General features: G+C 60.1%; 26 protein-coding genes. 13 read left to right on the top strand and 13 right to left on the bottom strand.

The annotated features are described in order from the left end of the window. Positions 1-2: 2 nt before the first annotated feature. Positions 3-2,057, bottom strand: a complete 2,055-nt coding sequence (gene glyS, locus JFU47_RS17155) for a glycine--tRNA ligase subunit beta (protein ID WP_201184508.1) — start codon at positions 2,055-2,057, stop codon at positions 3-5. Further along, on the bottom strand, positions 2,054-3,007 hold the full coding sequence (gene glyQ, locus JFU47_RS17150; protein ID WP_008155694.1) for a glycine--tRNA ligase subunit alpha: 954 nt from the start codon (positions 3,005-3,007) through the stop codon (positions 2,054-2,056). Before glyQ ends, glyS begins: the two co-directional genes overlap by 4 nt. Positions 3,008-3,088: 81 nt before the next feature. On the opposite strand from glyQ, the gene tag reads away from it, so the two are divergent. The 3 genes from tag to JFU47_RS17135 all read left to right on the top strand — a co-directional run bounded on the left by tag (position 3,089) and on the right by JFU47_RS17135 (position 4,886). After that, entirely contained in the window at positions 3,089-3,646 is a 558-nt protein-coding gene (gene tag, locus JFU47_RS17145; protein WP_140675875.1) for a DNA-3-methyladenine glycosylase I, read from the top strand. Between the two features lie 40 nt (positions 3,647-3,686). Further along, positions 3,687-4,574, top strand: a complete 888-nt coding sequence (locus JFU47_RS17140) for a lysophospholipid acyltransferase (RefSeq protein ID WP_140675879.1) — start codon at positions 3,687-3,689, stop codon at positions 4,572-4,574. A 72-nt stretch (positions 4,575-4,646) separates the two neighbouring features. Further along, on the top strand, positions 4,647-4,886 hold the full coding sequence (locus JFU47_RS17135; RefSeq protein WP_201184506.1) for a PilZ domain-containing protein: 240 nt from the start codon (positions 4,647-4,649) through the stop codon (positions 4,884-4,886). Here JFU47_RS17135 and JFU47_RS17130 read toward each other — a convergent pair whose 3' ends face one another. From JFU47_RS17130 to def, 5 genes are all read right to left on the bottom strand, one after another. Further along, the gene (locus tag JFU47_RS17130; RefSeq protein WP_170206202.1) at positions 4,887-5,204 is read right to left on the bottom strand and encodes a tetratricopeptide repeat protein; all 318 of its coding nucleotides are present in this window, start codon (positions 5,202-5,204) and stop codon (positions 4,887-4,889) included. A gap of 175 nt (positions 5,205-5,379) precedes the next feature. After that, positions 5,380-6,753 carry a Trk system potassium transporter TrkA gene (gene trkA / locus JFU47_RS17125; RefSeq protein ID WP_140675886.1) on the bottom strand — a complete coding sequence of 458 codons (1,374 nt, stop codon included), beginning with the start codon at positions 6,751-6,753 and terminating at the stop codon, positions 5,380-5,382. Between the two features lie 22 nt (positions 6,754-6,775). Next, complete coding sequence (rsmB, locus tag JFU47_RS17120) at positions 6,776-8,086, bottom strand: 16S rRNA (cytosine(967)-C(5))-methyltransferase RsmB (protein ID WP_201184505.1); 1,311 nt, start codon at positions 8,084-8,086, stop codon at positions 6,776-6,778. Further along, positions 8,083-9,042, bottom strand: coding sequence for a methionyl-tRNA formyltransferase (gene fmt, locus JFU47_RS17115; RefSeq protein ID WP_201184503.1), 960 nt, complete (start codon positions 9,040-9,042; stop codon positions 8,083-8,085). The genes rsmB and fmt overlap by 4 nt, the downstream gene beginning before the upstream one ends. A gap of 57 nt (positions 9,043-9,099) precedes the next feature. Continuing rightward, positions 9,100-9,606 carry a peptide deformylase gene (gene def, locus JFU47_RS17110; protein WP_008155676.1) on the bottom strand — a complete coding sequence of 169 codons (507 nt, stop codon included), beginning with the start codon at positions 9,604-9,606 and terminating at the stop codon, positions 9,100-9,102. Between the two features lie 172 nt (positions 9,607-9,778). On the opposite strand from def, the gene JFU47_RS17105 reads away from it, so the two are divergent. From JFU47_RS17105 to JFU47_RS17095, 3 genes are all read left to right on the top strand, one after another. Beyond that, the gene (locus JFU47_RS17105; RefSeq protein ID WP_201184502.1) at positions 9,779-10,804 is read left to right on the top strand and encodes a LysM peptidoglycan-binding domain-containing protein; all 1,026 of its coding nucleotides are present in this window, start codon (positions 9,779-9,781) and stop codon (positions 10,802-10,804) included. Between the two features lie 79 nt (positions 10,805-10,883). After that, positions 10,884-11,984 carry a DNA-processing protein DprA gene (gene dprA, locus JFU47_RS17100; protein WP_201184500.1) on the top strand — a complete coding sequence of 367 codons (1,101 nt, stop codon included), beginning with the start codon at positions 10,884-10,886 and terminating at the stop codon, positions 11,982-11,984. Between the two features lie 54 nt (positions 11,985-12,038). Beyond that, on the top strand, positions 12,039-12,596 hold the full coding sequence (locus JFU47_RS17095) for an L-threonylcarbamoyladenylate synthase (RefSeq protein ID WP_201184499.1): 558 nt from the start codon (positions 12,039-12,041) through the stop codon (positions 12,594-12,596). 116 nt (positions 12,597-12,712) lie between these two features. Here the strand turns inward: JFU47_RS17095 and JFU47_RS17090 are convergent, their stop codons facing one another. Next, positions 12,713-13,690: an NADPH:quinone reductase gene (locus tag JFU47_RS17090; protein ID WP_111448163.1), complete on the bottom strand. Its 978-nt coding sequence runs from the start codon at positions 13,688-13,690 to the stop codon at positions 12,713-12,715. Positions 13,691-13,869: 179 nt separating this feature from the next. Between JFU47_RS17090 and hemF the strand changes: the two genes are divergently transcribed. Together hemF and aroE are read left to right on the top strand one after the other, a co-directional pair. Next, the gene (hemF, locus tag JFU47_RS17085; protein ID WP_201184498.1) at positions 13,870-14,784 is read left to right on the top strand and encodes an oxygen-dependent coproporphyrinogen oxidase; all 915 of its coding nucleotides are present in this window, start codon (positions 13,870-13,872) and stop codon (positions 14,782-14,784) included. A gap of 13 nt (positions 14,785-14,797) precedes the next feature. Beyond that, entirely contained in the window at positions 14,798-15,619 is an 822-nt protein-coding gene (aroE, locus tag JFU47_RS17080) for a shikimate dehydrogenase (RefSeq protein ID WP_201184496.1), read from the top strand. 91 nt (positions 15,620-15,710) lie between these two features. Here aroE and JFU47_RS17075 read toward each other — a convergent pair whose 3' ends face one another. The 3 genes from JFU47_RS17075 to betC form a co-directional block, all read right to left on the bottom strand. After that, a complete protein-coding gene (locus JFU47_RS17075) occupies positions 15,711-17,279 on the bottom strand; it encodes a SulP family inorganic anion transporter (RefSeq protein ID WP_201184494.1) in 1,569 nt (522 codons plus the stop codon). 169 nt (positions 17,280-17,448) lie between these two features. Next, positions 17,449-18,369, bottom strand: a complete 921-nt coding sequence (gene choX / locus JFU47_RS17070; RefSeq protein ID WP_201184493.1) for a choline ABC transporter substrate-binding protein — start codon at positions 18,367-18,369, stop codon at positions 17,449-17,451. A gap of 19 nt (positions 18,370-18,388) precedes the next feature. Continuing rightward, positions 18,389-19,900, bottom strand: a complete 1,512-nt coding sequence (betC, locus tag JFU47_RS17065) for a choline-sulfatase (RefSeq protein WP_201184492.1) — start codon at positions 19,898-19,900, stop codon at positions 18,389-18,391. Between the two features lie 114 nt (positions 19,901-20,014). Here betC and JFU47_RS17060 point away from each other — a divergent pair, with 114 nt between their 5' ends. Continuing rightward, the gene (locus JFU47_RS17060) at positions 20,015-20,965 is read left to right on the top strand and encodes a choline sulfate utilization transcriptional regulator (protein ID WP_095126794.1); all 951 of its coding nucleotides are present in this window, start codon (positions 20,015-20,017) and stop codon (positions 20,963-20,965) included. On the opposite strand, the gene JFU47_RS17055 is transcribed toward JFU47_RS17060, so the two are convergent. Further along, a complete protein-coding gene (locus tag JFU47_RS17055; RefSeq protein ID WP_140675925.1) occupies positions 20,952-21,623 on the bottom strand; it encodes an NAD(P)-dependent oxidoreductase in 672 nt (223 codons plus the stop codon). The genes JFU47_RS17060 and JFU47_RS17055 overlap by 14 nt on opposite strands. 82 nt (positions 21,624-21,705) lie before the next feature. Between JFU47_RS17055 and JFU47_RS17050 the strand changes: the two genes are divergently transcribed. Then, on the top strand, positions 21,706-22,032 hold the full coding sequence (locus tag JFU47_RS17050) for a DOPA 4,5-dioxygenase family protein (protein ID WP_201184491.1): 327 nt from the start codon (positions 21,706-21,708) through the stop codon (positions 22,030-22,032). 5 nt (positions 22,033-22,037) lie between these two features. Here the strand turns inward: JFU47_RS17050 and JFU47_RS17045 are convergent, their stop codons facing one another. After that, complete coding sequence (locus tag JFU47_RS17045) at positions 22,038-22,439, bottom strand: GFA family protein (protein ID WP_201184490.1); 402 nt, start codon at positions 22,437-22,439, stop codon at positions 22,038-22,040. 319 nt (positions 22,440-22,758) lie between these two features. Between JFU47_RS17045 and JFU47_RS17040 the strand changes: the two genes are divergently transcribed. From JFU47_RS17040 to JFU47_RS17030, 3 genes are all read left to right on the top strand, one after another. Continuing rightward, the gene (locus tag JFU47_RS17040; RefSeq protein ID WP_123367440.1) at positions 22,759-24,066 is read left to right on the top strand and encodes a CitMHS family transporter; all 1,308 of its coding nucleotides are present in this window, start codon (positions 22,759-22,761) and stop codon (positions 24,064-24,066) included. Positions 24,067-24,151: 85 nt separating this feature from the next. After that, positions 24,152-24,919: a TerC family protein gene (locus tag JFU47_RS17035; RefSeq protein ID WP_123367439.1), complete on the top strand. Its 768-nt coding sequence runs from the start codon at positions 24,152-24,154 to the stop codon at positions 24,917-24,919. Between the two features lie 213 nt (positions 24,920-25,132). Next, the gene (locus JFU47_RS17030) at positions 25,133-26,791 is read left to right on the top strand and encodes a Na/Pi cotransporter family protein (RefSeq protein WP_201184489.1); all 1,659 of its coding nucleotides are present in this window, start codon (positions 25,133-25,135) and stop codon (positions 26,789-26,791) included. The last annotated feature ends 7 nt before the right edge of the window (positions 26,792-26,798 follow it).

Below are 26,798 nucleotides of genomic sequence, written 5' to 3'. Positions count from 1 at the left end.
CCTCAACCCAGCAGCGAAATGTCGGCGACGCCGAGGAACAGCCCACGCAAGCGCGACAGCAGCGCATAACGGTTGGCGCGGACCTTGGCATCTTCAGCGTTGACCATCACGGCTTCGAAGAATGCATCCACCGGCTCGCGCAAGGCAGCCAGACGTGCCAGGGATTCGCTGTACTGACGCGCCGCAGCCATCGGCTGGACAGCCTGGTCAGCCTGCTGGATCGCCGAGTACAGGGAGAACTCGTTGGCGTTGTCGAAGTACTTGGCTTCCACGACCGAAGGAACAGAGCCTTCTACCTTGCTCAGCAAGTTCGAAACGCGCTTGTTCACCGCGGCCAGGGCAGCGGCTTCCGGCAATTTGCGGAACGCCTCTACCGCTTGTACGCGTTGATCGAAGTCCAGCGCCGAACCCGGTTTCAGGGCACGAACCGACAGGTAAGTCCCGACATCCACGCCTTCGTCTTCGTAACGGGCACGCAGACGGTCGAAGACAAACTCCAGCACCGAGTCGTTCAGGCCGGCAACCTTGACCTTGGTACCGAACGCGTTCACGGCAAACGCCACGGCGTCGTTCAGGTCGAGGTCGAGCTTTTTGTCGATCAGGATCCGCAATACACCCAGCGCAGCACGGCGCAAGGCGTACGGGTCTTTACTACCGGTTGGCAGCATGCCGATACCGAAAATGCCCACCAGCGTGTCGAGCTTGTCAGCGATGGCCACGGCCGCACCGGTCAGGGTGGTCGGCAGTTCCGCACCGGCACCGCGCGGCATGTATTGCTCGTTCAGCGCCAGAGCGACTTCTTCCGGCTCGCCGTCGTTGAGGGCGTAGTAGTAACCGGCGACACCTTGCATCTCCGGGAACTCACCGACCATCTCGGTCGCCAGGTCGCACTTGGACAGCAGGCCTGCACGGGAAGCCCACGCGGCGTTGCCGCCAATGCGTTGGGCGATGAACGCAGCGAGTTTGGAAACGCGCTCGGCCTTGTCGTAGACGCTGCCGAGTTTTTCCTGGAACACCACGTTCTGCAGACGCAGATTGAAATCTTCGAGTTTCTGCTTCTTGTCTTGCTTGAAGAAGAACTCGGCGTCGGTCAGGCGTGGACGAACCACTTTCTCGTTACCGGCGATGATCTGCTGCGGGTCTTTGCTTTCGATGTTGGCCACGGTAATGAAACGTGGCAGCAACTTGCCGTCGGCATCCAGCAGGCAGAAATACTTCTGGTTGTCCTGCATGGTGGTGATCAGGGCTTCTTGCGGCACGTCGAGGAAACGCTCTTCGAACGAGCACACCAGCGGCACCGGCCATTCAACCAGCGCGGTCACTTCGTCGAGCAGCGCTGGCGGCACGATCGCCGTCCCTTCCTGCATCGTCGCCAGCTCTTCGACGCGCTTGCTGATCAGCTCGCGACGCTCGTTGGCATCGGCGAGTACGTAAGCGGCACGCAGGTCGGTCAAGTAGTTGGCCGGCGAGGTGATGCGCACACTTTGCGGGTGATGGAAGCGGTGACCACGGGAATCGCGGCCGGCTTTCTGGGCGAGGATGGTGCAATCGATGACCTGGTCACCGAGCAGCATCACCAGCCACTGGGTCGGACGAACGAATTCTTCCTTGCGAGCACCCCAGCGCATGCGCTTGGGAATCGGCAGGTCGTTCAGGGAATCTTCGACGATGGTCGACAGCAGGCTCGCGGTCGGTTTGCCGGCGATGCTTTGGCTGTAACGCAGTTTCGGGCCGCTTTGATCGATTTCGCTCAGGTCGACACCGCACTTCTTGGCGAAGCCCAATGCCGCTTGAGTCGGGTTGCCATCGGCATCGAACGCAGCCTGACGTGGCGGGCCATCGAGGTTGATGCTGCGATCCGGCTGATGAGTCGCGAGCGAGGTGATCAGCACAGCCAGACGACGCGGCGCGGCGTAGACGGTTTTGGTCTCGTAGTTCAGGCCAGCGGCTTGCAGACCTTTGTCGATACCGGCCAAGAACGCGTCGGCCAGGGTGTTCAGGGCTTTGGGTGGCAGTTCTTCGGTGCCCAGTTCAACCAGAAAATCTTGAGCACTCATTGTGCAGCCTCCAGCTTGGCCAGTACTTCGTCACGCAAGTCCGGGGTCGCCATCGGGAAGCCCAGCTTGGCGCGAGCCAGCAGGTAGGCTTGCGCAACGGAACGCGCCAGGGTGCGGACACGCAGAATGTATTGCTGACGCGCGGTCACCGAGATCGCCCGGCGCGCATCCAGCAGGTTGAAGGTGTGGGAGGCCTTCAACACCATTTCGTAGCTCGGCAACGGCAGCGGCTGGTCGAGTTCGATCAGGCGCTTGGCTTCGCTTTCGTAGAAATCGAACAGTTCGAACAGCTTCTCGACGTTGGCGTGTTCGAAGTTATAGGTCGACTGCTCCACTTCGTTCTGGTGGAACACGTCGCCGTAGGTCACTTTGCCCATCGGACCGTCAGCCCAGACCAGGTCGTAGACCGAGTCCACGCCTTGCAGGTACATGGCCAGGCGCTCCAGACCGTAAGTGATCTCGCCGGTCACCGGGTAGCACTCGATGCCGCCCGCTTGCTGGAAGTAAGTGAACTGCGTCACTTCCATGCCGTTGAGCCAGACTTCCCAGCCCAGACCCCAGGCGCCCAGTGTTGGCGATTCCCAGTTGTCTTCAACAAAGCGAATGTCGTGGACCAGCGGGTCCAGGCCGACATGCTTGAGGGAGCCCAGGTACAGTTCCTGGAAGTTGTCCGGGTTCGGCTTCAGCACGACCTGGAACTGGTAGTAGTGCTGCAGACGGTTCGGGTTTTCGCCGTAGCGGCCGTCAGTCGGGCGACGACTGGGCTGCACATAAGCGGCGTTCCAGGTTTCCGGGCCAATGGCGCGCAGAAACGTGGCAGTGTGGAAAGTCCCGGCGCCTACTTCCATATCGTAGGGCTGAAGTACCACACAACCTTGCTCGGCCCAGTATTGCTGGAGGGCGAGGATCAAGTCTTGGAAGGTACGCACGGCTGGCGTAGGCTGGCTCACGAAATTCACCTGTTTCTTGGGCTGCGATTTAAAGAGCGGGAGTATACCCGATTCGGTCCTGCGCACGCCCCCTGGAGCCTTATGCCACGCTGCTTTTGGTGTTCCGAAGATCCGCTGTACATGGCTTATCACGATCAGGAGTGGGGTACGCCGCTACGCGATGCGCAGGGATTGTTCGAGTTGCTTTTGCTCGAAGGGTTCCAGGCCGGCCTTTCCTGGATCACCGTGCTGCGTAAACGTGAGCACTATCGTCAGGTAATGTTCGGCTTCGACGTACAACGCGTGGCGCAAATGAGCGACGCCGAAATCGATGAATTGATGCTCGATCCGGGCATTATTCGCAATCGCCTCAAACTTAATGCGGCCCGGCGCAATGCCCAGGCCTGGCTGGCGCTGGAGGATCCGGTGGAGTTTCTCTGGTCCTTCGTCGACGGCAAGCCTGTGATCAATCATTTCAAGGATCGCAGCGAAGTGCCAGCCGTGACGCCGACCGCCGTGGAGATGAGCAAAGGCCTGAAAAAGGCCGGTTTTACCTTCGTCGGTCCGACCATTTGTTACGCGCTGATGCAGGCCTCGGGCATGGTCATGGACCACACCCAGGATTGTGATCGCTACGCGACCCTGGCGAACGGCGGTTAGAATAGCCGCCTCGCGCACAGCACAAGATCAGGAGTGACCTGTGGATAAGTTTAAAGGCGCCTTGCTGGTAGGCGCTCTGCGGTTGTTTGCCTTGCTTCCGTGGCGGGCAGTACAAGCCGTGGGCTCGGCCATCGGCTGGATGATGTGGAAAACCCCGAACCGTTCCCGCGATGTGGTGCGGATCAATCTCGCCAAGTGCTTCCCGGACATGGACCCGGCCGAGCGTGAGCGTCTGGTAGGCCAGAGTCTGAAAGACATCGGCAAATCCCTCACCGAAAGCGCTTGCGCCTGGATCTGGCCGGCTCAGCGTTCCATCGACCTGGTGCGTGAAGTCGAGGGTCTCGACGTATTAAAGGACGCCCTCGCCTCCGGCAAAGGTGTCGTCGGCATCACCAGTCACCTTGGCAACTGGGAAGTGTTGAACCACTTCTATTGCAGCCAGTGCAAACCGATCATCTTTTATCGTCCGCCAAAGCTGAAGGCTGTGGATGATTTGCTGCGCAAGCAGCGGGTGCAATTGGGCAATCGAGTGGCCGCCTCCACCAAGGAAGGCATCCTCAGTGTTATCAAGGAAGTGCGCAAAGGTGGTGCAGTGGGCATTCCCGCTGACCCGGAACCGGCCGAATCCGCCGGGATCTTCGTGCCGTTCTTCGCCACTCAAGCCCTGACCAGCAAATTCGTACCGAACATGCTCGCTGGCGGCAAAGCGGTCGGCGTGTTTCTGCATGCGCTACGTCTACCGGACGGTTCGGGTTACAAAGTGATCCTCGAAGCCGCGCCAGAAGCCATGTACAGCACCGATACCGAGACGTCCTGCGCGGCCATGAGCCAGGTGGTCGAGCGCTATGTGCGGGCGTATCCGAGCCAGTACATGTGGAGCATGAAGCGCTTCAAGAAGCGTCCGCCGGGTGAAGAACGCTGGTACTGAGTTGATTGGCATGATCTGTGGATAACCTGGGGGCCAGGGTTATCCACAACCGTTCAATAAAGGGCGCAGAAGATGTCCGAACACCGCAAATCTTTTCGCATCAAGATCAGTCACCACAGTTTCGGCGAATGCCTGGGTCAGACGCGTAACCTCTCGACGACAGGTGTCTACGTCAAGCATCCGTGCTTGTTGGCCTTGCCCAAGGGCGCGGTGGTGTACGGTCAGGTGCAGGACTTACCCACAGGCGCGCCGCGGGTGCGCATGGAAGTGGTGTTGGTGGATGCCGAGGGCATTGGCCTGCGATACCTCTGATCAGTGAGCCTGACGCTCAAGCTTCTTCAGAAACACCGTCATTTCCTTTTCGGCCTGCTTGTCGCCATGGGCGCGAGCGGCTTCCAGGCCCTGTTCCCACGCCTGACGTGCGGACGCGAAATCCTTCAGCCCCAGATGGGCCTTGCCCAACAGCTTCCAGGCTGCCGAATACTTCGGATCGAATTCGACACAACGCTGGAAATGTTCGGCGGCCTTGGCGTTTTCCCCAAGATCGAGATAACCCTTGCCCAGCCCGAAGCGCAGCAATGAGTTATCCACACCCTTGGCGAGCATTTTTTCCAGGGATTCGATCATCAGTGGATTCCTTGATGAGGTGTGTCAGGGATCAATATGTCTCAATGGGACCGCCTTCGCGAGCAGGCTCGCTCCCACAGTTGAGCTTCAGTGAATACAAACGTTGTGTACAACCGAGCACTCGTGTGGGAGCGAGCCTGCTCGCGAAGAGTCCAGCCAGGCCACCGCAAATGCCGGATCAGAAGAAGCTCAATCCCACATGGAACAGCTTTTCCACATCCCGAATATGCTTCTTATCCACAAGGAACAGAATCACATGGTCACCCGCAGCGATCACGGTGTCGTCGTGGGCAATGATCACCTCTTCGTCGCGGATGATTGCGCCGATGGTGGTGCCCGGCGGCAGGCCGATGTTCTCAATGGACTTGCCGATGACCTTACTCGACTTCTCATCACCATGGGCAATCGCCTCGATGGCTTCCGCCGCGCCCCGGCGCAATGAGTGCACGCTAACGATATCGCCACGGCGCACGTGGGCCAGCAAGGTGCCGATGGTTGCCAATTGCGGGCTGATGGCGATGTCGATGTCGCCGCCCTGGATCAGGTCGACGTAGGCCGGGTTGTTGATGATGGTCATCACCTTCTTCGCACCCAGGCGCTTGGCCAGCAGCGACGACATGATGTTGGCTTCGTCGTCGTTGGTCAGGGCCAGGAAAAGGTCGGCGTCGGCGATGTTCTCTTCCAGCAGTAGATCCCGATCCGAAGCACTGCCCTGCAACACCACGGTGCTGTCGAGGGTGTCCGAGAGATGACGGCAGCGCGCCGGGTTCATCTCGATGATCTTCACTTGGTAACGGCTTTCGATGGCCTCGGCCAAACGCTCGCCAATTTGCCCACCGCCAGCGATGACGATGCGTTTGTAGCTCTCATCGAGGCGGCGCATTTCGCTCATCACGGCGCGAATATTCGCCTTGGCGGCGATGAAAAAAACTTCGTCGTCCGCCTCAATCACAGTATCGCCCTGCGGCAGGATCGGCCGATCACGACGGAAAATCGCCGCGACGCGGGTTTCGACATTCGGCATGTGTTCACGCAACTGACGCAGCTGCTGGCCTACCAGCGGGCCGCCGTAGTACGCCTTGACCGCCACCAATTGGGCTTTGCCTTCGGCGAAGTCGATCACCTGTAAGGCGCCCGGATGCTGGATCAGGCGCTTGATGTAATTGGTGACCACTTGCTCCGGGCTGATCAGCACGTCCACCGGGATCGCTTCGTTATCGAACAGCTCGGAGCGAGTCAGGTAGGCGGCTTCGCGAACCCGGGCGATTTTGGTCGGCGTGTGGAACAGGGTGTGGGCAACCTGGCAGGCCACCATGTTGGTTTCGTCGCTGTTGGTCACCGCCACCAGCATGTCGGCATCGTCCGCGCCGGCCTGGCGCAGCACCGTCGGCAGTGAGCCGCGGCCCTGCACGGTGCGGATGTCCAGCCGATCGCCAAGGTCGCGCAGGCGTTCGCCGTCGGTGTCGACCACGGTGATGTCGTTGGCCTCGCTGGCCAAGTGTTCTGCCAGCGAACCGCCGACCTGCCCTGCGCCAAGGATGATGATTTTCATCCAGTCACTCCCTTAAAACCCATTAACCGCGCGCGGCGGCGATCTTGATCAGCTTGGCGTAGTAGAACCCGTCGTGGCCGCCGTCCTGGGCCAGCAATTGGCGACCGTGAGGTTGCTTGATACCGGCTTGAGTCGCGAGGTCCAGTTCACGGGCGCCCGGCGTGCGAGCGAGGAAGGCTTCGATGACTTCGGTGTTCTCGGTCGGCAGCGTGGAGCAGGTGGCGTAAAGCAGGATGCCGCCGACCTCCAAAGTTATCCACATGGCATCGAGCAGCTCGCCCTGAAGCACCGCCAGTGCGGCGATGTCGTCGGGTTGGCGAGTCAGCTTGATGTCGGGATGACGACGGATGACGCCGGTGGCCGAGCATGGCGCGTCCAGCAGAATGCGCTGGAACGGTTTGCCGTCCCACCAGGTGGCGGTATCGCGGCCGTCGGCGGCGATCAGTTCGGCGCTCAGGCCCAGGCGTGCGAGGTTTTCCCGCACTCGCACCAGACGCTTGGCTTCCAGGTCCACCGCCACCACGCCGGCGAGTGCCGGCTCGGCTTCAAGGATGTGGCAAGTCTTGCCGCCCGGTGCACAGCAGGCGTCGAGCACCCGTTGGCCCGGCGCCAGATCAAGCAGATCGGCGGCCAGTTGCGCGGCTTCGTCCTGCACGCTGATCCAGCCTTCGGCGAAACCCGGCAAGCTGCGCACGTCGGCAGCGGCTTCGAGAATGATGCCGTCCTGACTGTAAACACACGGCGTGGCGGCGATGCCGGCGGCGGTCAGCAACCCGAGGTAAGCATCGCGGCTGTGATGACGGCGGTTGACCCGCAAAATCATCGGCGGGTGAGCGTTGTTTGCCGCGCAAATGGCTTCCCACTGCTCAGGCCAGAAGGCTTTGAGGGATTTTTGCAGCCAGCGCGGATGCGCGGTGCGCACCACCGGGTCGTGTTCCAGCTCGGCCAGCAGCGCTTCGCTTTCCCGCTGGGCGCGACGCAACACGGCGTTGAGCAAGGCCTTGGCCCAGGGCTTTTTCAGCTTGTCGGCGCAACCCACGGTTTCACCGATGGCGGCGTGGGCCGGAACCCGTGTGTAGAGCAACTGGTAGAGACCGACCAGCAACAGCGCTTCGACATCGGCGTCGGCTGCCTTGAACGGCTTTTGCAGCAACTTGGCCGCTAGCGCCGACAAACGTGGCTGCCAGCGAGCGGTGCCGAACGCCAGGTCCTGAGTGAAGCCGCGGTCACGGTCTTCGACCTTGTCCATCTGTGTCGGCAGGGAACTGTTGAGTGAGGCTTTTCCGTTAAGAACAGCGGCGAGTGCCTTGGCGGCGGCCAGACGTGGATTCATTGAGCGTCCGCCGCTTGACCGAGGATGGTGCCGACGGCGAATTTCTCACGACGGCTGTTGAACAAGTCGCTGAAGTTCAGCGCCTTGCCGCCGGGCAATTGCAGACGAGTCAGACACAGGGCTTGCTCACCGCAGGCGACGATCAAACCGTCCTTGCTGGCGCTGAGGATTTCCCCCGGTGCGCCCTGTCCTTCAGCGAGACTGGCGGCCAGCACCTTCAATGCTTCGTCATTCAGCGTGCTGTGGGTCATCGGCCACGGATTGAAGGCGCGAACCAGACGTTCCAGCTCAACTGCCGGGCGACTCCAGTCGATGCGCGCTTCGTCCTTGTTCAATTTGTGAGCATAAGTGGCGAGGCTGTCGTCCTGCACTTCGCCTTCCAAAGTGCCCGCAGCGAGGCCGGCAATCGCCTGAATCACGGCTGGCGGACCCATTTCGGCCAGACGGTCGTGGAGGCTGCCGCCGGTGTCTTCAGCGGTGATCGGCGTGGTGACCTTCAACAGCATCGGCCCGGTGTCGAGGCCCAGTTCCATACGCATCACGGTCACACCGCTTTCGCTGTCGCCCGCTTCGACGGCGCGCTGGATCGGCGCCGCACCGCGCCAGCGTGGCAGCAAGGAGGCGTGGCTGTTGATGCAGCCCAGGCGCGGAATATCCAGCACCACTTGCGGCAGGATCAGACCGTAGGCAACCACCACCAGCAAGTCCGGCTTGAGCGCGGCCAGTTCAGCCTGAGCGTCTTCGTTGCGCAGGGTTGGCGGTTGCAACACAGGAATGTTGTTTTCCAGAGCCAACTGCTTGACCGGACTTGGCATCAACTTTTGCCCGCGACCCGCCGGACGGTCCGGTTGGGTGTAGACCGCGACGATCTCGTAAGGGCTGTCGAGCAGGGCCTTGAGGTGTTCGGCGGCGAATTCCGGGGTGCCGGCAAAGACGATGCGCAGTGGCTCAGTCATTCAAAAGGTCTCGCAAAAGAAAAAGGCTTGCCGCAGCAAGCCTTTGAAAGGAGGGCATCAAGCGTTCTGGCGATGGAGCTTTTCCAGTTTCTTCTTGATTCGGTCGCGTTTGAGATTGGACAGGTAGTCGACGAACAATTTGCCGTTCAGGTGGTCGCATTCATGCTGGATGCACACCGCGAGCAGGCCTTCGGCGATCAGTTCGTAAGGCTGGCCGTCGCGGTCCAGCGCCTTGACTTTAACCTTCTGTGGGCGATCGACGTTTTCGTAGAAGCCCGGCACCGAGAGGCAGCCTTCTTGATATTGCTCCATCTCGTCGGTCAGGGTTTCGAATTCGGGGTTGATGAACACCCGTGGTTCGCTGCGGTCTTCGGAGAGGTCCATCACGACGATACGTTTGTGCACGTTGACCTGGGTCGCGGCGAGGCCGATGCCTGGCGCTTCATACATTGTTTCAAACATGTCATCGACCAACTGACGCACTTCGTCGTCCACTACGGCCACTGGTTTGGCGATAGTGCGCAGGCGCGAATCGGGAAATTCGAGGATGTCTAAAATGGCCATAAGCTTAATTGCTGCACATGTGAGGTAATGTCGGGTCGATGGCCTGGCGGGTCCGAAGATGCAGGCTACCGTTGTAAAACGTAGCTTCGTTCTCTTTTTGGTAAAGAGTCAGGAGCGAGCCACGAGGGCTCTGGCGTTCTACGCGAATGCACATAATAAAGGGATTCACCGCATGAGGAAATCACTACTCGCCTTGCTCCTTCTGGCCTCGGCCGGTTTTGCGCACGGGCAAGTGCAACTCAAGGAAGGTTTTCCACAGCAATACACCGTGGTATCCGGTGACACACTCTGGGACATATCGGGGAAATTCCTTCGTGAGCCGTGGAAATGGCCGGAACTCTGGCAGGCCAATCCACAGATCGAAAACCCCAATCTCATCTACCCCGGCGACTTGCTGTCGCTGGTTTACGTCAACGGGCAGCCACGTCTGACCCTCAACCGCGGCGCGTCTCGGGGCACCATCAAGCTGTCGCCACGCATTCGCAGTAGCCCGGTTGCCGATGCGATCCCGAGCATTCCGCTGCAATCGATCAACAGCTTTCTGCTGAGCAACCGCATCGTCGACAAGGTCGAGGACTTCGACAAGGCGCCTTACATCGTCGCCGGCGATGCCGAACGCGTGCTCAGTGGCACCGGTGACCGGATCTTCGCCCGTGGCCACTTCGACCCGGCCCAGCCGGTTTACGGCATCTTCCGTCAGGGCAAGGTCTACACCGATCCTGTCAGTAAAGAATTTTTGGGGATCAATGCCGACGACATCGGCGGTGGCGAGATTGTGGCCACCGAAGGCGACGTTGCCACCCTGGCGCTGCAACGCACCACCCAGGAAGTCCGCATCGGCGACCGCTTGTTCAGCGGTGAAGAGCGCTCCATCAACTCGACCTTCATGCCCAGTGCGCCAAAATCCGAGATCAACGGGTTGATCATCGACGTGCCGCGCGGGGTTACCCAAATTGGCGCGCTGGATGTGGTCACGCTGAACAAGGGCCAGCGCGATGGCCTGGTCGAAGGCAACGTGTTGGTGGTGATGAAAACCGGTGAAACCGTGCGTGACCGGATCACCGGTCAGCCACTGAAAATCCCGGATGAGCGCGCCGGTTTGCTGATGGTTTTCCGCACCTATGACAAGCTCAGTTACGGGTTGGTGCTCTACGCATCACGCTCCCTGGCGGTGCTGGACAAGGTGCGAAATCCTTAGCAGGCTCCACAAGTTACCAACAGAGTTATCCACAGCTTATTCCCGTTTGAACGGGGCTCATAACGATCAAGGATGATCCATGTCGCTGTCTGCTTTTGCACCGGTTTCCCCTGCGGAACTGGAAGCTCGTTTACGTTTGCATCGCCTGCCGGAAATCGGCCCTGCGCGTTTCAAGAAATTGCTTGAGGCCTTCGGCTCGGCGTCCAAGGCTATCAGCGCACCGGCCAGTGCCTGGCGTTCGCTGGGTTTGCCCCTCGCTTGCGCAGAGGCCAGGCGCTCCAGTGAAATCCGTGATGGCGCGAGCCATGCATTGGCCTGGCTAGAGCGTCCGGGTCAGCATTTACTGATGTGGGACCAACCTGACTATCCGGCACTGCTGGCGGAAATCAGTGATGCGCCGCCGCTGTTATTCGTGGCGGGCGATCCCGGCATTCTGGAAAAACCGCAGCTGGCGATGGTCGGCAGCCGTCGCGCTTCGCGGCCGGGCATGGACACCGCCGCGGCCTTTTCCCGCAGTCTGGCCGGCGCCGGTTTTGTCATTACCAGCGGTTTGGCGCTGGGCATTGATGCCGCCGCGCATCAAGCCGCTTTGGACGTGGGCGGGCGAACGGTCGGTGTACTTGGCACGGGTCTTGAAAAGTTTTATCCACAGCGCAATCGACGGCTGGCAGACGCCATGATCGCCTCGGGCAGCGCGGTGCTTTCGGAGTTCCCGCTGGACGCTGGTCCCAGCGCCAGCAACTTCCCCCGGCGCAATCGAATCATCAGCGGTTTATCCCTCGGCGTGCTGGTGGTCGAGGCGAGTGTCGCCAGCGGTTCGTTGATCACCGCGAGGCTGGCGGCGGAACAAGGGCGCGAGGTGTATGCGATCCCTGGCTCGATTCATCATCCCGGTGCTCGCGGTTGTCATCAGTTGATCCGCGACGGTGCGGTGCTGGTGGAAACCATCGAGCATATCCTCGAAGCCTTGCGTGGCTGGCAACGGTTGCCGCTATCCACAGCGACACCAACGGTGACACATCCGTTGCTTATGCTGCTGCATGCCGCACCCCACACCAGTGAAGCGTTGTCCGTCACCAGCGGCTGGGCCTTGCCAAAAGTGCTGGCAGCGCTGACGGAGCTGGAAATGGACGGCCGTGCGGTCTGCGAAAGCGGGCGCTGGTTTGCGCGGGTGAGCTAGGTTTTATAAGGAAGATCGGTAAACTGCGCAGAGCCTTATTCCGGAGAGTTTTTCATGGTCAACAGTTGGCGTGTGCAACAAGCCGCACGAGCCATTCGCGCAGGCGCGGTGATTGCCTACCCAACCGAAGCGGTCTGGGGTCTGGGTTGCGATCCGTGGGACGAAGAGGCGGTCTACCGTCTGCTGGCGATCAAGGGGCGGTCGGTGGAAAAAGGGTTGATTCTGGTGGCCGACAACATTCGCCAGTTCGACTTCCTCTTCGAAGACTTTCCTGAATTGTGGATGGATCGCATGGCCAGCACCTGGCCAGGGCCGAACACCTGGCTGGTGCCGCATCAGAATATGTTGCCGCAGTGGATTACCGGTGTGCATGAAACGGTGGCATTGCGGGTCAGCGATCATCCGCAGGTGCGGGATTTGTGTGCGTTGGTGGGACCGCTGGTGTCGACCTCGGCCAATCCACAGGGCCGGCCGGCGGCGCGCACACGGATTCGCGTGGAGCAATATTTCCGTGGGCAGGTTGATTTGGTGCTGGGCGGTAACCTCGGGGGACGCAAGAACCCGAGCGTAATCCGCGATCTGGCGACCGGCAAGGTTGTGCGCCCGGATTGAGACCGCTGCGCGACCATTCGCGAGCAGGCTCGCTCCCACATTAGATCTTCAGTGAACACGGATTTTGTGTTCGACGCCGATCCACTGTGGGAGCGAGCCTGCTCGCGAAGAGGCCCTTAAGGCAACAGAACCGTGGAGCCAGTCGTGCGTCGTGCCGACAACTCGGTCTGCGCCTTCGCCGCTTCGGCCAATGGATACTTCTGGCTGATGTCCACTTTCAGCTTGCCGCTGATGATCATCTCGAACAGCTCATCCGCCATACGCTGCAGGTTCTCGGCGTTGTTGGCGTAAGTCGCGAGCGTAGGCCGGGTCACGTACAGCGAACCCTTCGCCGACAGAATTCCCAGGTTCACCCCGTCTACCGCACCCGACGCATTGCCGAAGCTCACCACCAGACCGCGAGGCGCCGCGCTATCAAGCGAAGTCAGCCAAGTGTCCTTACCCACGCCGTCGTACACCACCGGGACTTTTTTCCCGTCAGTCAATTCCAGAACGCGCTGTGCGACGTTTTCATGGCTGTAATCGATGGTTGCCCAAGCGCCGTTGGCCTTGGCCAGTGCGGCTTTCTCCGGTGAGCTGACGGTACCGATCAATTTCACGCCCAACGCCTTGGCCCATTGGCAAGCCAGGGAACCGACACCACCGGCCGCGGCGTGAAACAGGATGGTTTCGCCACCCTTGAGTTCATAGGTCTGACGCAGCAGGTACTGCACGGTCAGGCCCTTGAGCATTACGCCGGCGGCCTGTTCGAAGCTGATCGCGTCCGGCAGGTGCACCAGATTGGCCTCCGGCAACACATGAACATCGCTGTAGGCGCCCAACGGTCCGCTGCCATACGCCACGCGATCACCCACCTTGAACCGGGTGACTTCACTGCCCACCGCCTCGACCACGCCCGCGCCTTCCGAGCCCAGGCCCGATGGCAGGGCTGGCGGTGCATAGAGACCGCTGCGGTAATAGGTGTCGATGAAATTCAGGCCGATGGCCTTATTGGTGACGCGAACCTGCTGCGGGCCGGGCTCGGCGGGCTGGTAATCGACATACTCGAGTACTTCAGGGCCGCCATGGGCGCGGAACTGGATACGCTTAGCCATCAGAACTCTCCTTAGGTCTTAGCTTCATAGAGGTGTAGTGCGAAGCTCCCTATCGGACTCCTATGCTTGATCTTCGTCAACTGCGGCAGGTCCATCTGCGATGTTATGCTACGCGCCCATTTGCGCCGGCCCTGCTCCCATGGAGCGCCGCGTAGCTTTGCCCGATTCAAGGTGATGACATGACAACCCGCACCGAGGCCGTAAAAGCCTGCCTGCTCGACCTGCAAGACCGCATTTGCGCGGCCCTCGAAGCTGAAGACGGCGGCACGCAGTTCGTCGAAGACGCCTGGACCCGGCCTGCCGGTGGCGGCGGTCGCACCCGGGTGATCGAAAACGGCGCGGTCATCGAAAAGGGCGGCGTCAACTTTTCCCACGTCTTCGGCAGCGGTCTCCCACCCTCCGCCAGCGCCCATCGGCCAGAATTGGCCGGCCGTGGCTTCGAAGCCCTTGGCGTCTCTTTGGTTATTCACCCGCACAACCCGCATGTGCCGACGTCCCACGCCAACGTGCGCTTTTTCATCGCTGAAAAAGAAGGCGAAGAACCGGTCTGGTGGTTCGGCGGTGGCTTCGACCTGACCCCTTATTACGGCAATGAAGAAGACTGCGTGCACTGGCACCGCGTCGCCGAGCAGGCCTGCGCGCCGTTCGGTCCGGATGTTTACTCGCGCTACAAGGCCTGGTGCGACAGCTACTTCCACATCAAGCATCGCCACGAACCGCGCGGCATCGGCGGCCTGTTCTTCGATGACTTGAATGAGTGGGACTTCGACACCAGTTTTGCCTTCATGCGTGCCATCGGTGATGCGTTCATCGACGCCTACCTGCCGATCGTGCAGCGCCGCAAAAATGATGCGTTTACCGCCAAACAGCGTGAATTCCAGGAATTCCGCCGTGGGCGTTACGTTGAATTCAACCTGGTCTACGATCGCGGCACGCTGTTCGGTCTGCAATCGGGCGGGCGTACCGAGTCGATCCTGATGTCTCTACCGCCGCAAGTACGCTGGGGTTACGACTGGAAAGCCGAGCCGGGCAGCGAAGAAGCACGGCTGACCGAGTACTTCCTGCAAGACCGCGATTGGTTGGCCAAGGCCTGAACGAGGAATCCTGATGGACCGTTACGTCGTATTCGGTAACCCGATTGGCCACAGCAAGTCGCCGCTGATCCACCGTCTGTTCGCGGAACAGACAGCTCAAAAACTCGACTACAGCACGTTGCTGGCGCCCCTTGACGACTTTTCCACGTGCGCCCGGACGTTTTTCCTCGAAGGCCGCGGGGCGAATGTGACTGTGCCGTTCAAGGAAGAGGCCTATCGTCTGGCGAACAGTCTGACGGCGCGGGCGCAACGCGCCGGTGCGGTGAACACCCTGAGCAAACTCGCTGATGGCAGCCTGCTGGGCGACAACACCGATGGCGCCGGACTGGTGCGGGACCTGACGGTCAACGCCGGTTTCAGCCTCAAGGGCAAGCGCATCCTGCTGCTCGGTGCCGGTGGCGCGGTGCGCGGTGCGCTGGAGCCGTTGTTGGCCGAGCAACCCGCTTCGGTGATCATCGCCAACCGCACGGTGGAAAAAGCTGAGCTGTTGGCGGAATTGTTCGCGGACCTGGGGCCGGTGTCGGCCAGTGGTTTTGATTGGTTGAAGGAGTCGGTGGACCTGATCATCAACGCGACGTCCGCCAGTCTGTCAGGCGAAGTACCGCCGATTGCCAGCAGTTTGATCGAGCCGGGCAAAACGGTGTGCTACGACATGATGTACGGCAAGGAGCCGACCTCATTCTGCCGTTGGGCCAGTGAACATGGCGCGGCGGTGTCGATGGATGGCTTGGGGATGCTCGCTGAACAAGCGGCAGAAGCGTTCTTCCTGTGGCGCGGCGTGCGCCCGGATACGGCGCCGGTGCTGGCCGAGTTGCGTCGGCAACTGGCCCTTTAAAGGCTTCGCGAGCAGGCTCGCTCCCACAGGGGATCACCGAAAATCTGTGGGAGCGAGCCTGCTCGCGAATGACCGCGACACCGATTCCGGATCAGTCTTCGAACCTTATGGGACATTTCTCGGCCCCTTCCAGCTTCCTCAACTCCTCCACCACCGGTGGCCGCGCGCCGCGCAGGGTCAGGCTGCGATCCTGGCGCAGCAGCCGTCGCGCTTCCTGATGCAGCATTTCCACCCCTGAATAGTCGATGAAGTTGATTTGCTGCGCTTCGATCACCACGCGCGCGCCGTGCATCCGTTGCAGGCGTACTTGCAGGTAATGGCTGGCGCCGAAAAAGATCGAACCGCCAACCCGCAGAATGTCTTCATCCCCATCACGCCAATGCTGAACTCGCGGTTGCGAGGTGCGTTTGAGGTAGAAGAACAGCGAAGCCAGCACCCCGGCGTAGATCGCGGTCTGCAATTCCAGCAGCAGCGTGGCGACACAGGTCAGCGCCATGACCAGGAACTCGGCGTGGCTGACCCGCAACAACGCACGAATGCCGCGATGATCCACCAGCCCCCAGGCGATCAACAAAATGCTGCCGGCCATGGCCGGGATCGGAATGTGCGCGATCAAATTTGCGCCGAAGATGGCGAACAGCGCCACCCACAACGCCGAAAAAACGCCGGCCATTGGCGAGCAGGCACCCGCTTCATAGCTCAGGCCCGAGCGGGTGAAGGAACCGGCTGACAGCGATCCGGAAAAAAACGCACCGACCATGTTCGATAAACCCTGGGCGCGGACCTCTTGGTTGGCGTCGAGCAACTGCTGGGAGCGGGCCGATAAGGAGCGGGCAATCGACAGACTGGTGACCAGCCCGAGCATGCCCACCGCCACCGCGCTAGGTAACAGGCGCAGAATGAGGTCCAGATCCAGCGGCAGCGGGCTGAAGGGCGGCAGCCGCCCGACAAATGCGCTGACCAACTTCACATGACCCAGCATTGATGGCCAGAGCCAGACCAGCAAGCCGCTCAGCACCAGGGTGATCAATAGTGTCGGCCAGCGCGGCAGGAGCCATTTGAGGATCACGCCCACGATGACCGTCGCCAAGCCCAGCATTAACGAAGGTTTATCCACTTCGCCGAGATGGCTGAACAGCATCATCAAGCTGTTCAGCGCTGTTGCCTGGTTGGGCAATTCCAGCCCCAGCAGGTTTGGCAGTTGGCCGATGGCAATCACCACCGCCGCGCCGAGGGTGAAACCCAGCACTACCGAGTGCGAGACGAAATTCACCAAGGCGCCGAAGCGCAGCAAACCGAGCAGCCACTGGAAAATGCCGGCAAGCAGCGTCAGAAGCAGGATCAGGGTGACGTAGTCATCTGACGCAGGAACGGCCAGCGGACTGATGCTGGCGTACAAGACGATAGAAATCGCCGCCGTAGGACCGCAGATCAAGTGCCACGAAGAACCCCAGAGACACGCGATCAGCACCGGGATAATCGCCGCGTATAGACCGTATTCAGGTGGGAGACCGGCGATCAGCGCGTAGGCAATGGATTGCGGCAGCGCGAGAATCGCGCCGCTCAGGCCGACAATCAGGTCACGACCGACACTGGTGCGGGTTTGCCGCGGCAACCAGCTAAGGAAGGGGAAGAGCGAATGGCGGCTTGGGAAGGCCATGGGTCCTCTCGGGTGGGGGTTTGCGCAAGGGTAGCAGGACTAGCCGCTGATCGTTCCGGCTGTGGGAGCGAGCCTGCTCGCGAATGCGGAGTGTCAGTCGACATGAATGTCGGATCTGATGGCCCCTTCGTCGGAACGCCGCCCGGAGCCGGCTCGCTCCCACACTGGTTCAGAGTTTGGCTTTCACCGCCCCCAGCGCATCCTTCCCATCCACTGTCTTCACCCCGTCCAGCCACTTATCCAGCACAGCCGGATTAGCCTTGATCCACGCCTTGGCCGCATCAGCATTGCTGACCTTCTTGTTCACCACCTCGGCCATGATGCTGTTCTCCATCTCCTGGGTGAAACTCAGGTTGGTGAGCAGTTTGCCAACGTTCGGGCAGGCCTGTGCATAACCTTTGCGGGTCAAGGTGTGAACACTGCCGGTGTCCCCGAAGTACTTCTCGCCGCCCTTGAGGTAGTGCATTTTCAGTTGCACGTTCATCGGGTGGGGGGTCCAGCCGAGGAAGGTCACGAACTTCTGTTTTTTCACCGCGCGAGACACTTCGGCCAGCATGGCCTGCTCGCTGGATTCGACCAGTTTCCACTGGCCCATGTCGAAATCGTTCTTCTTGATGATTTCCTGCAAGGAGATATTGGCGGGAGCGCCGGAGCCGATGCCGTAGATCTTCTTGTCGAATTTGTCGGCGTATTTGTTCAGATCGGAAAAGGTATGCACACCCGCGTCCCAGACGTAATCCGGGACCGCGAGCGTGAATTCGGTGCCGTCGAGGTTCTTCGCCAATTGCGTGACATCGCCGGTGGCCACGAATTTGTCGTAGAAACCCTGTTGCGCCGGCATCCAGTTACCGAGAAACACGTCGACCTGGCCATCTTTCAAGCCGCCAAAGGTGATCGGCACTGCAAGCGTGTCGACCTTGGCCTTGTAGCCCATGCCGTCCAGCAGAAACCCGGTGATGGCGTTGGTCGCGGCAATGTCGCTCCAGCCAGGGTCGGCCATTTTCACCGTCTCGCAACTCTGATCGGCATACGCCGATGCACTGCCCAGAGCCAGAAGCCCGACCGTCATTGCTGTGGATAACCTACGCATGGCATTCCCCTTAACATTATTAGTTTTGGCAGGGTTGTGGATAACGTGCTTTACGCTCCAGATCGTCGAGGTCGATGTGGTTGCGCATGTACTGCTGACTGGCGTCCACCAGCGGCTGGTGATCCCAGCTCTTCAGCTTGCCAATGGTTAATGCATCGGCGACAAAACGTCGGCGCCGTTGGCTGGCGAGCACTTGTTGGTGGATCGCCGGGATGTCCCATTTGGCCCGGGCTTCGGCGAGAAATTCATCGAAAAGCGACTGATGTTGCGGCGATTGGCTGAGTTCTTCCAGTTCGCGCGGGTCGTTGTGTACATCGAAGAGTAGGCAAGGGTCGTCTTCGCTGTAGATGAATTTGTAGGCGCCGCGGCGAATCATCATCAGCGGGCTGATAGTGCCTTCAGCCATGTATTCGCCGAAGACCTCGTCATGACCGCCCTGCCCTTGCAGGTGCGAGACCAGTGAGCGGCCATCCAGCGGCAGTCCAGGCTCCAGCGACCCGCCGGCCAGTTCCACGAAGGTCGGCAACAGATCGGCAGTGGAGACCGCCGCGCTGACCCGGCCAGCCCCGAATTGCCCCGGCGCACTGATCAACAGAGGCACGCGGGCGGCCATTTCATACCAATGCATTTTGTACCAGAGACCACGCTCGCCGAGCATGTCGCCGTGGTCGCCGGAGAACACGATGATGGTGTCGTCGATCAGGCCGGTTTCCTCGAGTGTTTGCAGGAGTTTGCCGACGTTACTGTCGATATAGCTGCACGCACCGAAGTAGGCACGGCGTGCATCGCGAATCTTATCCACAGGCAGTGGTTTGTCCCACAGGTCATAAACTTTGAGCAAACGCTGGGAGTGCGGATCGAGTTCGGACTGGGCCGGGGTCTCAGGCAATGGGATATCGGCGTCGTCGTACATATCCCAGAAAGCCTTGGGAATGGTGTACGGGTCGTGTGGGTGAGTCATCGAAACGGTCAGGCAAAACGGTCGGTCGCCATCCTCGCGGATGTGATCGAACAAATACTGTTGGGCCTTGAACACCACCTCTTCGTCGAAATCCAGCTGATTGGTGCGTACACATGGCCCGGCCTGCAGCACCGACGACATGTTGTGAAACCAGGTTGGACGCACGTCTGGCTCGTCCCAGTTCACAGACCAGCCGTAATCGGCCGGGTAGATGTCGCTGGTCAGGCGTTCTTCATAGCCGTGCAGCTGATCCGGTCCGCAGAAATGCATCTTGCCGGACAGCGCGGTGTGGTAACCGAGTCGACGCAGGTAGTGGGCATAAGTCGGTACGTCGGCGGGGAAATCGGCCGCGTTGTCGTAGGCGCCGATCTTGCTCGGCAATTGACCGCTGACCAGGGTAAAACGCGACGGCGCGCACAGTGGGCTGTTGCAATAAGCGGCGTCGAACACCACGCCTTCGGCGGCGAGGCGGCTGAGATTGGGCAGTTTGATGGGCGAAGGGCCGTAGAACGGCAACATTGGCGCGGCCATCTGATCGGCCATGATGAAAAGAATATTCTTGCGCTTCATGTGATCGCGGCATTCCATAGTGAATATTTATGCGAGAGTGCTGCGATCGAGCATGTAGCCCATGCAATTTGTGGTAAAGCCCATGCGCGGCAATGACTAGGATAAGCCCAGCTTATGTATGACGCCCTTGGTGATTTGTCTCTGGATTTGCTTCGTGCCTTTGAAGCAGCGGCCCGTCAACGCAGCTTCACGGCGGCCGCCGTGGAGCTTGGCACCACGCAACCGGCCATCAGCCAGCAGATCAAACGGTTGGAAGAACAACTCGGGACGCGGTTGTTCGACCGGATCTACCGCGGGATCGAACTGACCGAGGCCGGGACCATCCTGTTTGAGCAGGTTCAGCTCGGATTGCAGAATATCGATGCAGGATTGAGCGCAATCAGCGCACAGCACCAACATGAAGTGTTGCAGGTCGCCACCGACTTCGCCTTCGCCGCGTATTGGCTGATGCCGCGGCTGCACCGTTTCCATGCCGCCAACCCTCAAGTGGACGTCAGCCTGGTCACCAGCGAACGCAGCCTCAATATGCTGCGCACCGACATTGATGTGGCGGTGCTGTTTGGTGATGGCCGATTCAAGCAGGGCGAAAGCCATTGGCTGTTTAGCGAAGAAGTCTTTCCGGTGTGCAGCCCGTTGCTGTTGAAGGATCGTCCCCTGCCCTTGCCCTCCCAGTCATTGCTCGAATTCCCGCTGCTGCACCTTCGAGGCGAGAACAGCAGCAACTGGTTCGACTGGAGCGGCGTGTTTCGGGAGTTGGGGATCGCTTCGGCACCTGCGCCCGGGCAATTGCGCTTCGACAATTACACGCTGCTGATTCAGGCGGCGATTGGCGGCCAAGGGGTGGCGATTGGGTGGCGGCACCTTGTGGATAACTTGCTGGCGCAAGGTTTGTTGTGCCGACCGATTGCGGAAACGGTGATTTCCAGGCTCGGCTATTACGTGGTCCTGCCCCAGCGGAAACGGCGTGGTGCGCTGATTCAACAGTTTGTGGACTGGCTGATGGCTGAGCAGGCCAGCAGTGCGCAGTCGTTGAATGGCCTGCCGTTGCCGTCTATCGCTGTATAGCGTCAGTCGCGACGAAGGTCACGTGTTCGCCGACATGCAGGTTCAACCGCAACTCATCGGCAATCCCCACGGCCACCCGGCTCAACCGCTCAAGCGGTTCGGCGAGGCCCGGCTCCAGGCTGCTGCTGACGTGGCTGAAATGTTCGATGGTCAGCCCGGCCACCCCGCGTGGTGCATTCACCAGCGTCCAGTGCAAGGTGCTGCTTTGCAGGGCTTCGCGGATTTCTTCGGCGGCGTGGCGTTGCAGTTGATCTTCGATCTCCGGATCGTCCAGTGCCTCGAAATCTCCGACAAGAAACAGCCGGGCAATCCCTGAGGCCTGCATGCCATCAATCAGAGCATCCACCGCCAGCACTTGCTCGACCGGGCCGGGTACGATGGATTTTTCCACGTGCTCGCTGTTCATCGGCAACCCGGGTGCATCCAGCAGACAGATCACCGCTGAACACCCGGCGACACTCTGCTTGACCCGCTTGGCGTCGAACAAATCACCGGTCTTGGTCCGCAATCCCGGGCGCGGCGCGAGCGCCGTCAAATCATCGAGAATCGCGATCACTTCATGTTGGCGCCGCAGCATTTCAGCCATCAGCGCACTGCCCAGGCTACTCATGGCACCATAAAGCACCACTTTCACCACTGGGGTTTCGGCATTTTTCATGGCCGTGCTCCGTTCTTCCTACGTATATGGCGTGTGACCTGTGGGAAACAGCGCCAGTTCGACTCGGTTCAGGGAGTTTCAAATGCAGCGGATCAAGGGCTACCACGCCCATGTCTACTTCGACGCCAACACCCTTCCACAAGCGCGGGCCTTGTGTGAGCAGGCGGCGCAATTGTTTCCACTGAAGATGGGCCGCGTCCATGAACGCCCGGTGGGCCCGCATCCGGACTGGAGCTGCCAGTTGGCGTTCGAGCCACAATACATCGGCGACGTGCTGCCCTGGCTTGCGCTCAACCGCAAGGGTTTGGTGGTGTTCCTGCACCCGGACACCGGCGACGATCTGCTCGACCACACCGAGCACGCCATCTGGATGGGCGCGATTCGGCCGCTGGACCTGTCTATTTTTTGATCAGTTTACAACTGTTCCTCGGCTTCGCCGGGCAAATGTTCATCCAGATGCAGCCAGGGCAGTCGGTTGTCAGTCCAGATATGCCTTTCGGCGGGTGCGTGCTCGGGATGATCGAGAGTGGCGATGGTCACGTCGATGCTGTCCGGGCTCAGGTGCGAGACCAGCGCCAGCTGCGCCCCACAGTTGCCGCAGAAATACCGTACGCAGGTTATTGAAGAGTCGTACTGCGCCGGCGTTCCTTTCACCCATTCAAAGGCTGACGCGGGCATGGTGATCCAGGTGGTCACGATCCCGCCGCTGACCCGTCGGCAAATCGAACAATGACAGTGGGCGATGTCGTGCAAAGGCCCGATGAATTGATAGCGCAGATGCCCGCAATGGCAGCCGCCGGTATGAATTTCGGCCATGTTTTTTCCTCCTGTCCCGTATTCAGGGACTTTGAACCCGTCCGACGACCGGTTGCACATCTCGTCAATGCTTTCATCCGCGAAAGCTGGGTGAAAGCTTCCCCGATTAGGATCGCCCCCACTACCGGCAACAGACCGGTCGGCCAATGCCAGTGTTTTATCGCTCGCACAGCCCATTTAACAACAACAATGGTGATCCTGATGTCCTCTGCTACCCGCCGCTTCGCTGTCACTCCGCCCATACGCCTCGTGCTTCCCGTTCTGCGCTGACCCACCCGGTTCGCCCATTCCCTAGCCGCGCTATGCCTGGAGTATTCCCATGCTGACTTTCCTTGGCTTTGCCATGGTCATCACGTTCATGTTCCTGATCATGACCAAGCGCCTGTCCGCGCTGATCGCTCTGATCATCATCCCGATCCTGTTCGCGCTGTTCGGTGGTTTTGCACCGAAGATCGGCCCGATGATGCTCGAAGGCATCACCAAGCTCGCACCGACCGGTGTGATGCTGATGTTCGCCATTCTGTACTTCGCCCTGATGATCGACTCCGGCCTGTTCGACCCGGCCGTGCGCAAGATCCTCAAACTGGTCAAGGGCGACCCGTTGAAAGTTTCGGTCGGCACCGCCGTACTGGCGCTCGTCGTCTCCCTCGATGGTGACGGCGCGACCACTTATATGATCTGCGTGGCCGCCATGCTGCCGCTCTACAGCCGCATCGGCATGAGCCCACGGATCATGGCCGGCCTGATCATCCTCGCCGGTGGCGTGATGAACATGACGCCATGGGGCGGCCCGACCGCTCGTGCGGCCAGTGCGTTGCATGTGGACCCGTCCGACATCTTCGTACCCATGATTCCGGCGATGGCTTTCGGGGTGCTGGCCATCCTCGTGATTGCCTACTTCTACGGCAAGCGTGAGCGTGCGCGCCTGGGTGAGCTGCACCTGGTGGGCGAGGAAATCGACCACAGTGAAATCAGCGTTTCGCAATTCCCGGATGCCCGTCGTCCGAATTTGATCTGGTTCAACGGCGCCCTGACCCTGACCCTGATGTGCACCCTGGTCGCCGGTCTGTTGCCGCTGCCGGTGCTGTTCATGGTGGCGTTCAGCATCGCGATGATCGTCAACTACCCGAGCCTGCAACAGCAGAAAGACCGCGTCGCGGCTCATGCCGGTAGCGTGCTGGCGGTGGTCGGCTTGATCTTCGCGGCCGGTATCTTCACCGGAATCCTGTCGGGCACCGGCATGGTCGATGCGATGTCGAAGAGCCTGTTGGCAGTCATCCCGGACTTCCTCGGCCCGTACCTGGCCGTGATTACCGCGCTGGTGAGCATGCCGTTCACGTTCTTCATGTCGAACGATGCATTTTATTACGGCGTGTTACCGGTACTTGCCGAAGCCGCCAGCCATTACGGTATAACCGCGGTTGAAATGGCACGTGCCTCGATCGTCGGTCAGCCCGTCCACTTGCTGAGCCCGCTGGTACCATCGACCTATCTGTTGGTGGCCCTGGCCGGTATCGACTTCGGTGATCACCAGCGTTTCACCCTGAAGTGGGCAGTGCTGGTGTGCATGTGCATACTGGTCGCCGCTTTGCTGATGGGGATTTTTCCGCTGTTCAGCACTCTATAAGCCCAAGACTCACCATGACGGGTCCAGGCTTTGTTGTTTGAAGCCCGGGCCCTTCGTGGTTTAACACTCGCACAAAGGAATACACATGGAATGGCTGACCAACCCTGAAATCTGGGTTGCCTTCTTCACCCTGACCGCCCTGGAAATCGTCCTGGGTATCGATAACATCATTATGATTTCGATCCTGGTCAGCCGCATGCCCAAGCACATGCAACAGCGCACCCGGATTTTCGGCCTGGCACTGGCCATGGTTACGCGGATCTTGTTGCTGCTGTCGATCACTTGGGTCATGCGCCTTACCGCGGACTTGTTCGAAGTGTTCGGCCAAGGCATTTCCGGGCGTGACCTGATCCTGTTCTTCGGTGGTCTGTTCCTGCTGTGGAAGAGCTCGCAAGAGATGTACCACGCGCTGGAAGGTGAAGACGAAACCAATGAGGAGCCGGGCGGCAAGGGCGGCAACTTCCTCTACACCATCATTCAGATCGCGATCATCGACATCGTGTTCTCGCTGGACTCGGTCATCACCGCCGTGGGCATGGTGTCCTACGTACCGGTCATGGTCGCGGCGATCATCGTTGCCGTGCTGGTGATGATGTGGGCTTCCGGCACCATCAGCGAGTTCATCGACAAGCACCCGTCGCTGAAGATGCTGGCGCTGTCGTTCCTGTTGATAGTCGGTACTGTGCTGATTGCTGAATCCTTCGACGTTCACGTGCCAAAAGGCTACGTCTACTTCGCCATGGCGTTCTCGCTGGCGGTGGAAGCGATCAACATCAAGATGCGCACCGCGATCGCGAAAAAACGCAAACAGCAGGATCCGGTGAAACTGCGCAAGGACATTCCGGGTCAGTAACCCGAATGCCATGTGATGACAAAGGGGCCTTCGGGCCCCTTTTTCATTTCTGCATCAACCTGTTTTTATGACAGTTTTGTTTCTATCGCTTCTTTAGCTGTGCGATGCTGGCGCGCAGACCGTTAGCCAACTACAGCTTAAGTACAGAACGTAGAAGAACGCGCGGCACCGTCAACTTGCCCCTTTGGGGCGCTACCACCACAGGGGGCCTGCATGCTCACCCTGCTCAATTTGTTATCTGCCGTGGCCTTGTTGATTTGGGGCACGCACATCGTCCGAACCGGCATTCTGCGGGTCTACGGTTCCAACCTGCGCCACGTGATTGGCCGGAACATGTCCAAGCGTTGGCTGGCATTCGTCTCGGGGATCGTCGTAACGGCGATGGTCCAGAGCAGCAACGCCACCGCGATGCTCGTCACCTCCTTTGTCGGTCAGGGCCTGATGGCGCTGACCCCGGCCCTGGCGACCATGCTCGGGGCCGACGTCGGTACCGCGCTGATGGCGCGGGTGCTGACCTTCGACCTGTCATGGTTGTCGCCGCTGCTGATCTTTCTTGGGGTGATTTTCTTCCTGTCGCGCAAACAGACCCGGGTCGGACAAATGGGCCGGGTCGGCATTGGCCTAGGGCTGATCATCCTGGCGCTGCAACTGATCGTCGAATCCGCCGCGCCGATCACCCAGGCCCAAGGCGTGAAGGTGATTTTCGCTTCGCTGACCGGCGACATCCTGCTGGATGCCCTGGTCGGCGCGCTGTTTGCGATGGTTTCCTACTCCAGCCTGGCCGCCGTCCTGCTGACGGCGACCCTGGCCGGTGCCGCGGTGATCAGCCTGCCAGTTGCCATCGGCCTGGTGATCGGCGCCAACATCGGCAGCGGCATCCTTGCCTTCCTCAGCACCAGCATGCAGAACGCCGCCGGTCGCCAGGTGGCGTTGGGCAGCCTGCTCTACAAACTGATCGGCCTGTTGCTGATCATCCCGGTACTCGACCCGTTGGTGCACTGGATCGACAGCCTGGACTTCAGCCCTCAGGAAATGGTCATCGGCTTTCACCTGCTCTACAACACCGCGCGCTGCCTGATCTTGCTGCCCAGTGTCGGGCCGATGGCCAAGCTGTGCGCGTGGCTGTTGCCGGAGCGGCCGGAAATCAACGGCACTGCCAAGCCGCGGCATCTTGATCCAACAGCGCTGGTCACGCCCAGCCTGGCGCTGGCCAATGCCGCCCGGGAAACCCTGCGCATCGGCGACCTGATCGACAACATGCTTGAGGCCATGCTCGACGTGCTGAACGGCAAGCAAACCGCCGTTACCCAGGAAATGCGGCGCCTGACTGATGATGTGGAATCGCTCTACGGTGCGATCAAGCTGTATCTGGCGCAAATGCCCCGTGAAGACCTCAGCGAGCAGGACAGCCGGCGCTGGGCGGAAATCATCGAGCTGGCGATCAACCTTAAACTCGCCAGCGACCTCATCGAACGTATGCTGCGCAAGGTTCAGCAGCAGAAAACCTCGCAGCGCCGGTCTTTTTCCGAGGTCGGCCTGGAAGAGTTGGCGGGGCTGCACAGTCAGTTGATCTCCAACCTGCGCCTGGGGTTGTCGGTGTTCCTCAGTGCCGATAAGGAAAGTGCCCGCCAGTTATTGCGTGAGAAACGTCGCTTTCGCGCACAGGAACGCCGCCTGGCTCATGCTCACGTCAGCCGATTGCAACGTAAGATCGTGCAGAGTATCGAGACCAGCTCGTTGCACCTTGAGTTGATTGCCGACATGAAGCGTCTGAATTCGCTGTTTTGCAGCAGCGCCTATGTGGTGCTGGAAACTTCCGACACCGGTGCCCTGGCGGCCGACGATTTGGCTGACATCACGCATTCACCTTGAACGTCTG

It is taken from the genome of Pseudomonas sp. TH39(2020), assembly GCF_016650715.1.
Taxonomy (GTDB): Bacteria; Pseudomonadota; Gammaproteobacteria; order Pseudomonadales; family Pseudomonadaceae; genus Aquipseudomonas; species Aquipseudomonas mandelii_C.
Note: the sequence above shows the minus strand (reverse complement) of the source record. Positions and strands in the feature narration are given on the sequence as shown.

Excerpts from the sequence above, each read along its gene's own strand:
- glyS (WP_201184508.1), bottom strand. The coding sequence starts at position 2,057 with ATGAGTGCTCAAGATTTTCTGGTTGAACTGGGCACCGAAGAACTGCCA.
- tag (WP_140675875.1), top strand. The coding sequence starts at position 3,089 with ATGCCACGCTGCTTTTGGTGTTCCGAAGATCCGCTGTACATGGCTTAT.
- JFU47_RS17135 (WP_201184506.1), top strand. The coding sequence starts at position 4,647 with ATGTCCGAACACCGCAAATCTTTTCGCATCAAGATCAGTCACCACAGT.
- trkA (WP_140675886.1), bottom strand. The coding sequence starts at position 6,753 with ATGAAAATCATCATCCTTGGCGCAGGGCAGGTCGGCGGTTCGCTGGCA.
- rsmB (WP_201184505.1), bottom strand. The coding sequence starts at position 8,086 with ATGAATCCACGTCTGGCCGCCGCCAAGGCACTCGCCGCTGTTCTTAAC.
- fmt (WP_201184503.1), bottom strand. The coding sequence starts at position 9,042 with ATGACTGAGCCACTGCGCATCGTCTTTGCCGGCACCCCGGAATTCGCC.
- def (WP_008155676.1), bottom strand. The coding sequence starts at position 9,606 with ATGGCCATTTTAGACATCCTCGAATTTCCCGATTCGCGCCTGCGCACT.
- JFU47_RS17105 (WP_201184502.1), top strand. The coding sequence starts at position 9,779 with ATGAGGAAATCACTACTCGCCTTGCTCCTTCTGGCCTCGGCCGGTTTT.
- dprA (WP_201184500.1), top strand. The coding sequence starts at position 10,884 with ATGTCGCTGTCTGCTTTTGCACCGGTTTCCCCTGCGGAACTGGAAGCT.
- JFU47_RS17095 (WP_201184499.1), top strand. The coding sequence starts at position 12,039 with ATGGTCAACAGTTGGCGTGTGCAACAAGCCGCACGAGCCATTCGCGCA.
- JFU47_RS17090 (WP_111448163.1), bottom strand. The coding sequence starts at position 13,690 with ATGGCTAAGCGTATCCAGTTCCGCGCCCATGGCGGCCCTGAAGTACTC.
- hemF (WP_201184498.1), top strand. The coding sequence starts at position 13,870 with ATGACAACCCGCACCGAGGCCGTAAAAGCCTGCCTGCTCGACCTGCAA.
- aroE (WP_201184496.1), top strand. The coding sequence starts at position 14,798 with ATGGACCGTTACGTCGTATTCGGTAACCCGATTGGCCACAGCAAGTCG.
- JFU47_RS17075 (WP_201184494.1), bottom strand. The coding sequence starts at position 17,279 with ATGGCCTTCCCAAGCCGCCATTCGCTCTTCCCCTTCCTTAGCTGGTTG.
- choX (WP_201184493.1), bottom strand. The coding sequence starts at position 18,369 with ATGCGTAGGTTATCCACAGCAATGACGGTCGGGCTTCTGGCTCTGGGC.
- betC (WP_201184492.1), bottom strand. The coding sequence starts at position 19,900 with ATGAAGCGCAAGAATATTCTTTTCATCATGGCCGATCAGATGGCCGCG.
- JFU47_RS17060 (WP_095126794.1), top strand. The coding sequence starts at position 20,015 with ATGTATGACGCCCTTGGTGATTTGTCTCTGGATTTGCTTCGTGCCTTT.
- JFU47_RS17055 (WP_140675925.1), bottom strand. The coding sequence starts at position 21,623 with ATGAAAAATGCCGAAACCCCAGTGGTGAAAGTGGTGCTTTATGGTGCC.
- JFU47_RS17050 (WP_201184491.1), top strand. The coding sequence starts at position 21,706 with ATGCAGCGGATCAAGGGCTACCACGCCCATGTCTACTTCGACGCCAAC.
- JFU47_RS17045 (WP_201184490.1), bottom strand. The coding sequence starts at position 22,439 with ATGGCCGAAATTCATACCGGCGGCTGCCATTGCGGGCATCTGCGCTAT.
- JFU47_RS17040 (WP_123367440.1), top strand. The coding sequence starts at position 22,759 with ATGCTGACTTTCCTTGGCTTTGCCATGGTCATCACGTTCATGTTCCTG.
- JFU47_RS17035 (WP_123367439.1), top strand. The coding sequence starts at position 24,152 with ATGGAATGGCTGACCAACCCTGAAATCTGGGTTGCCTTCTTCACCCTG.
- JFU47_RS17030 (WP_201184489.1), top strand. The coding sequence starts at position 25,133 with ATGCTCACCCTGCTCAATTTGTTATCTGCCGTGGCCTTGTTGATTTGG.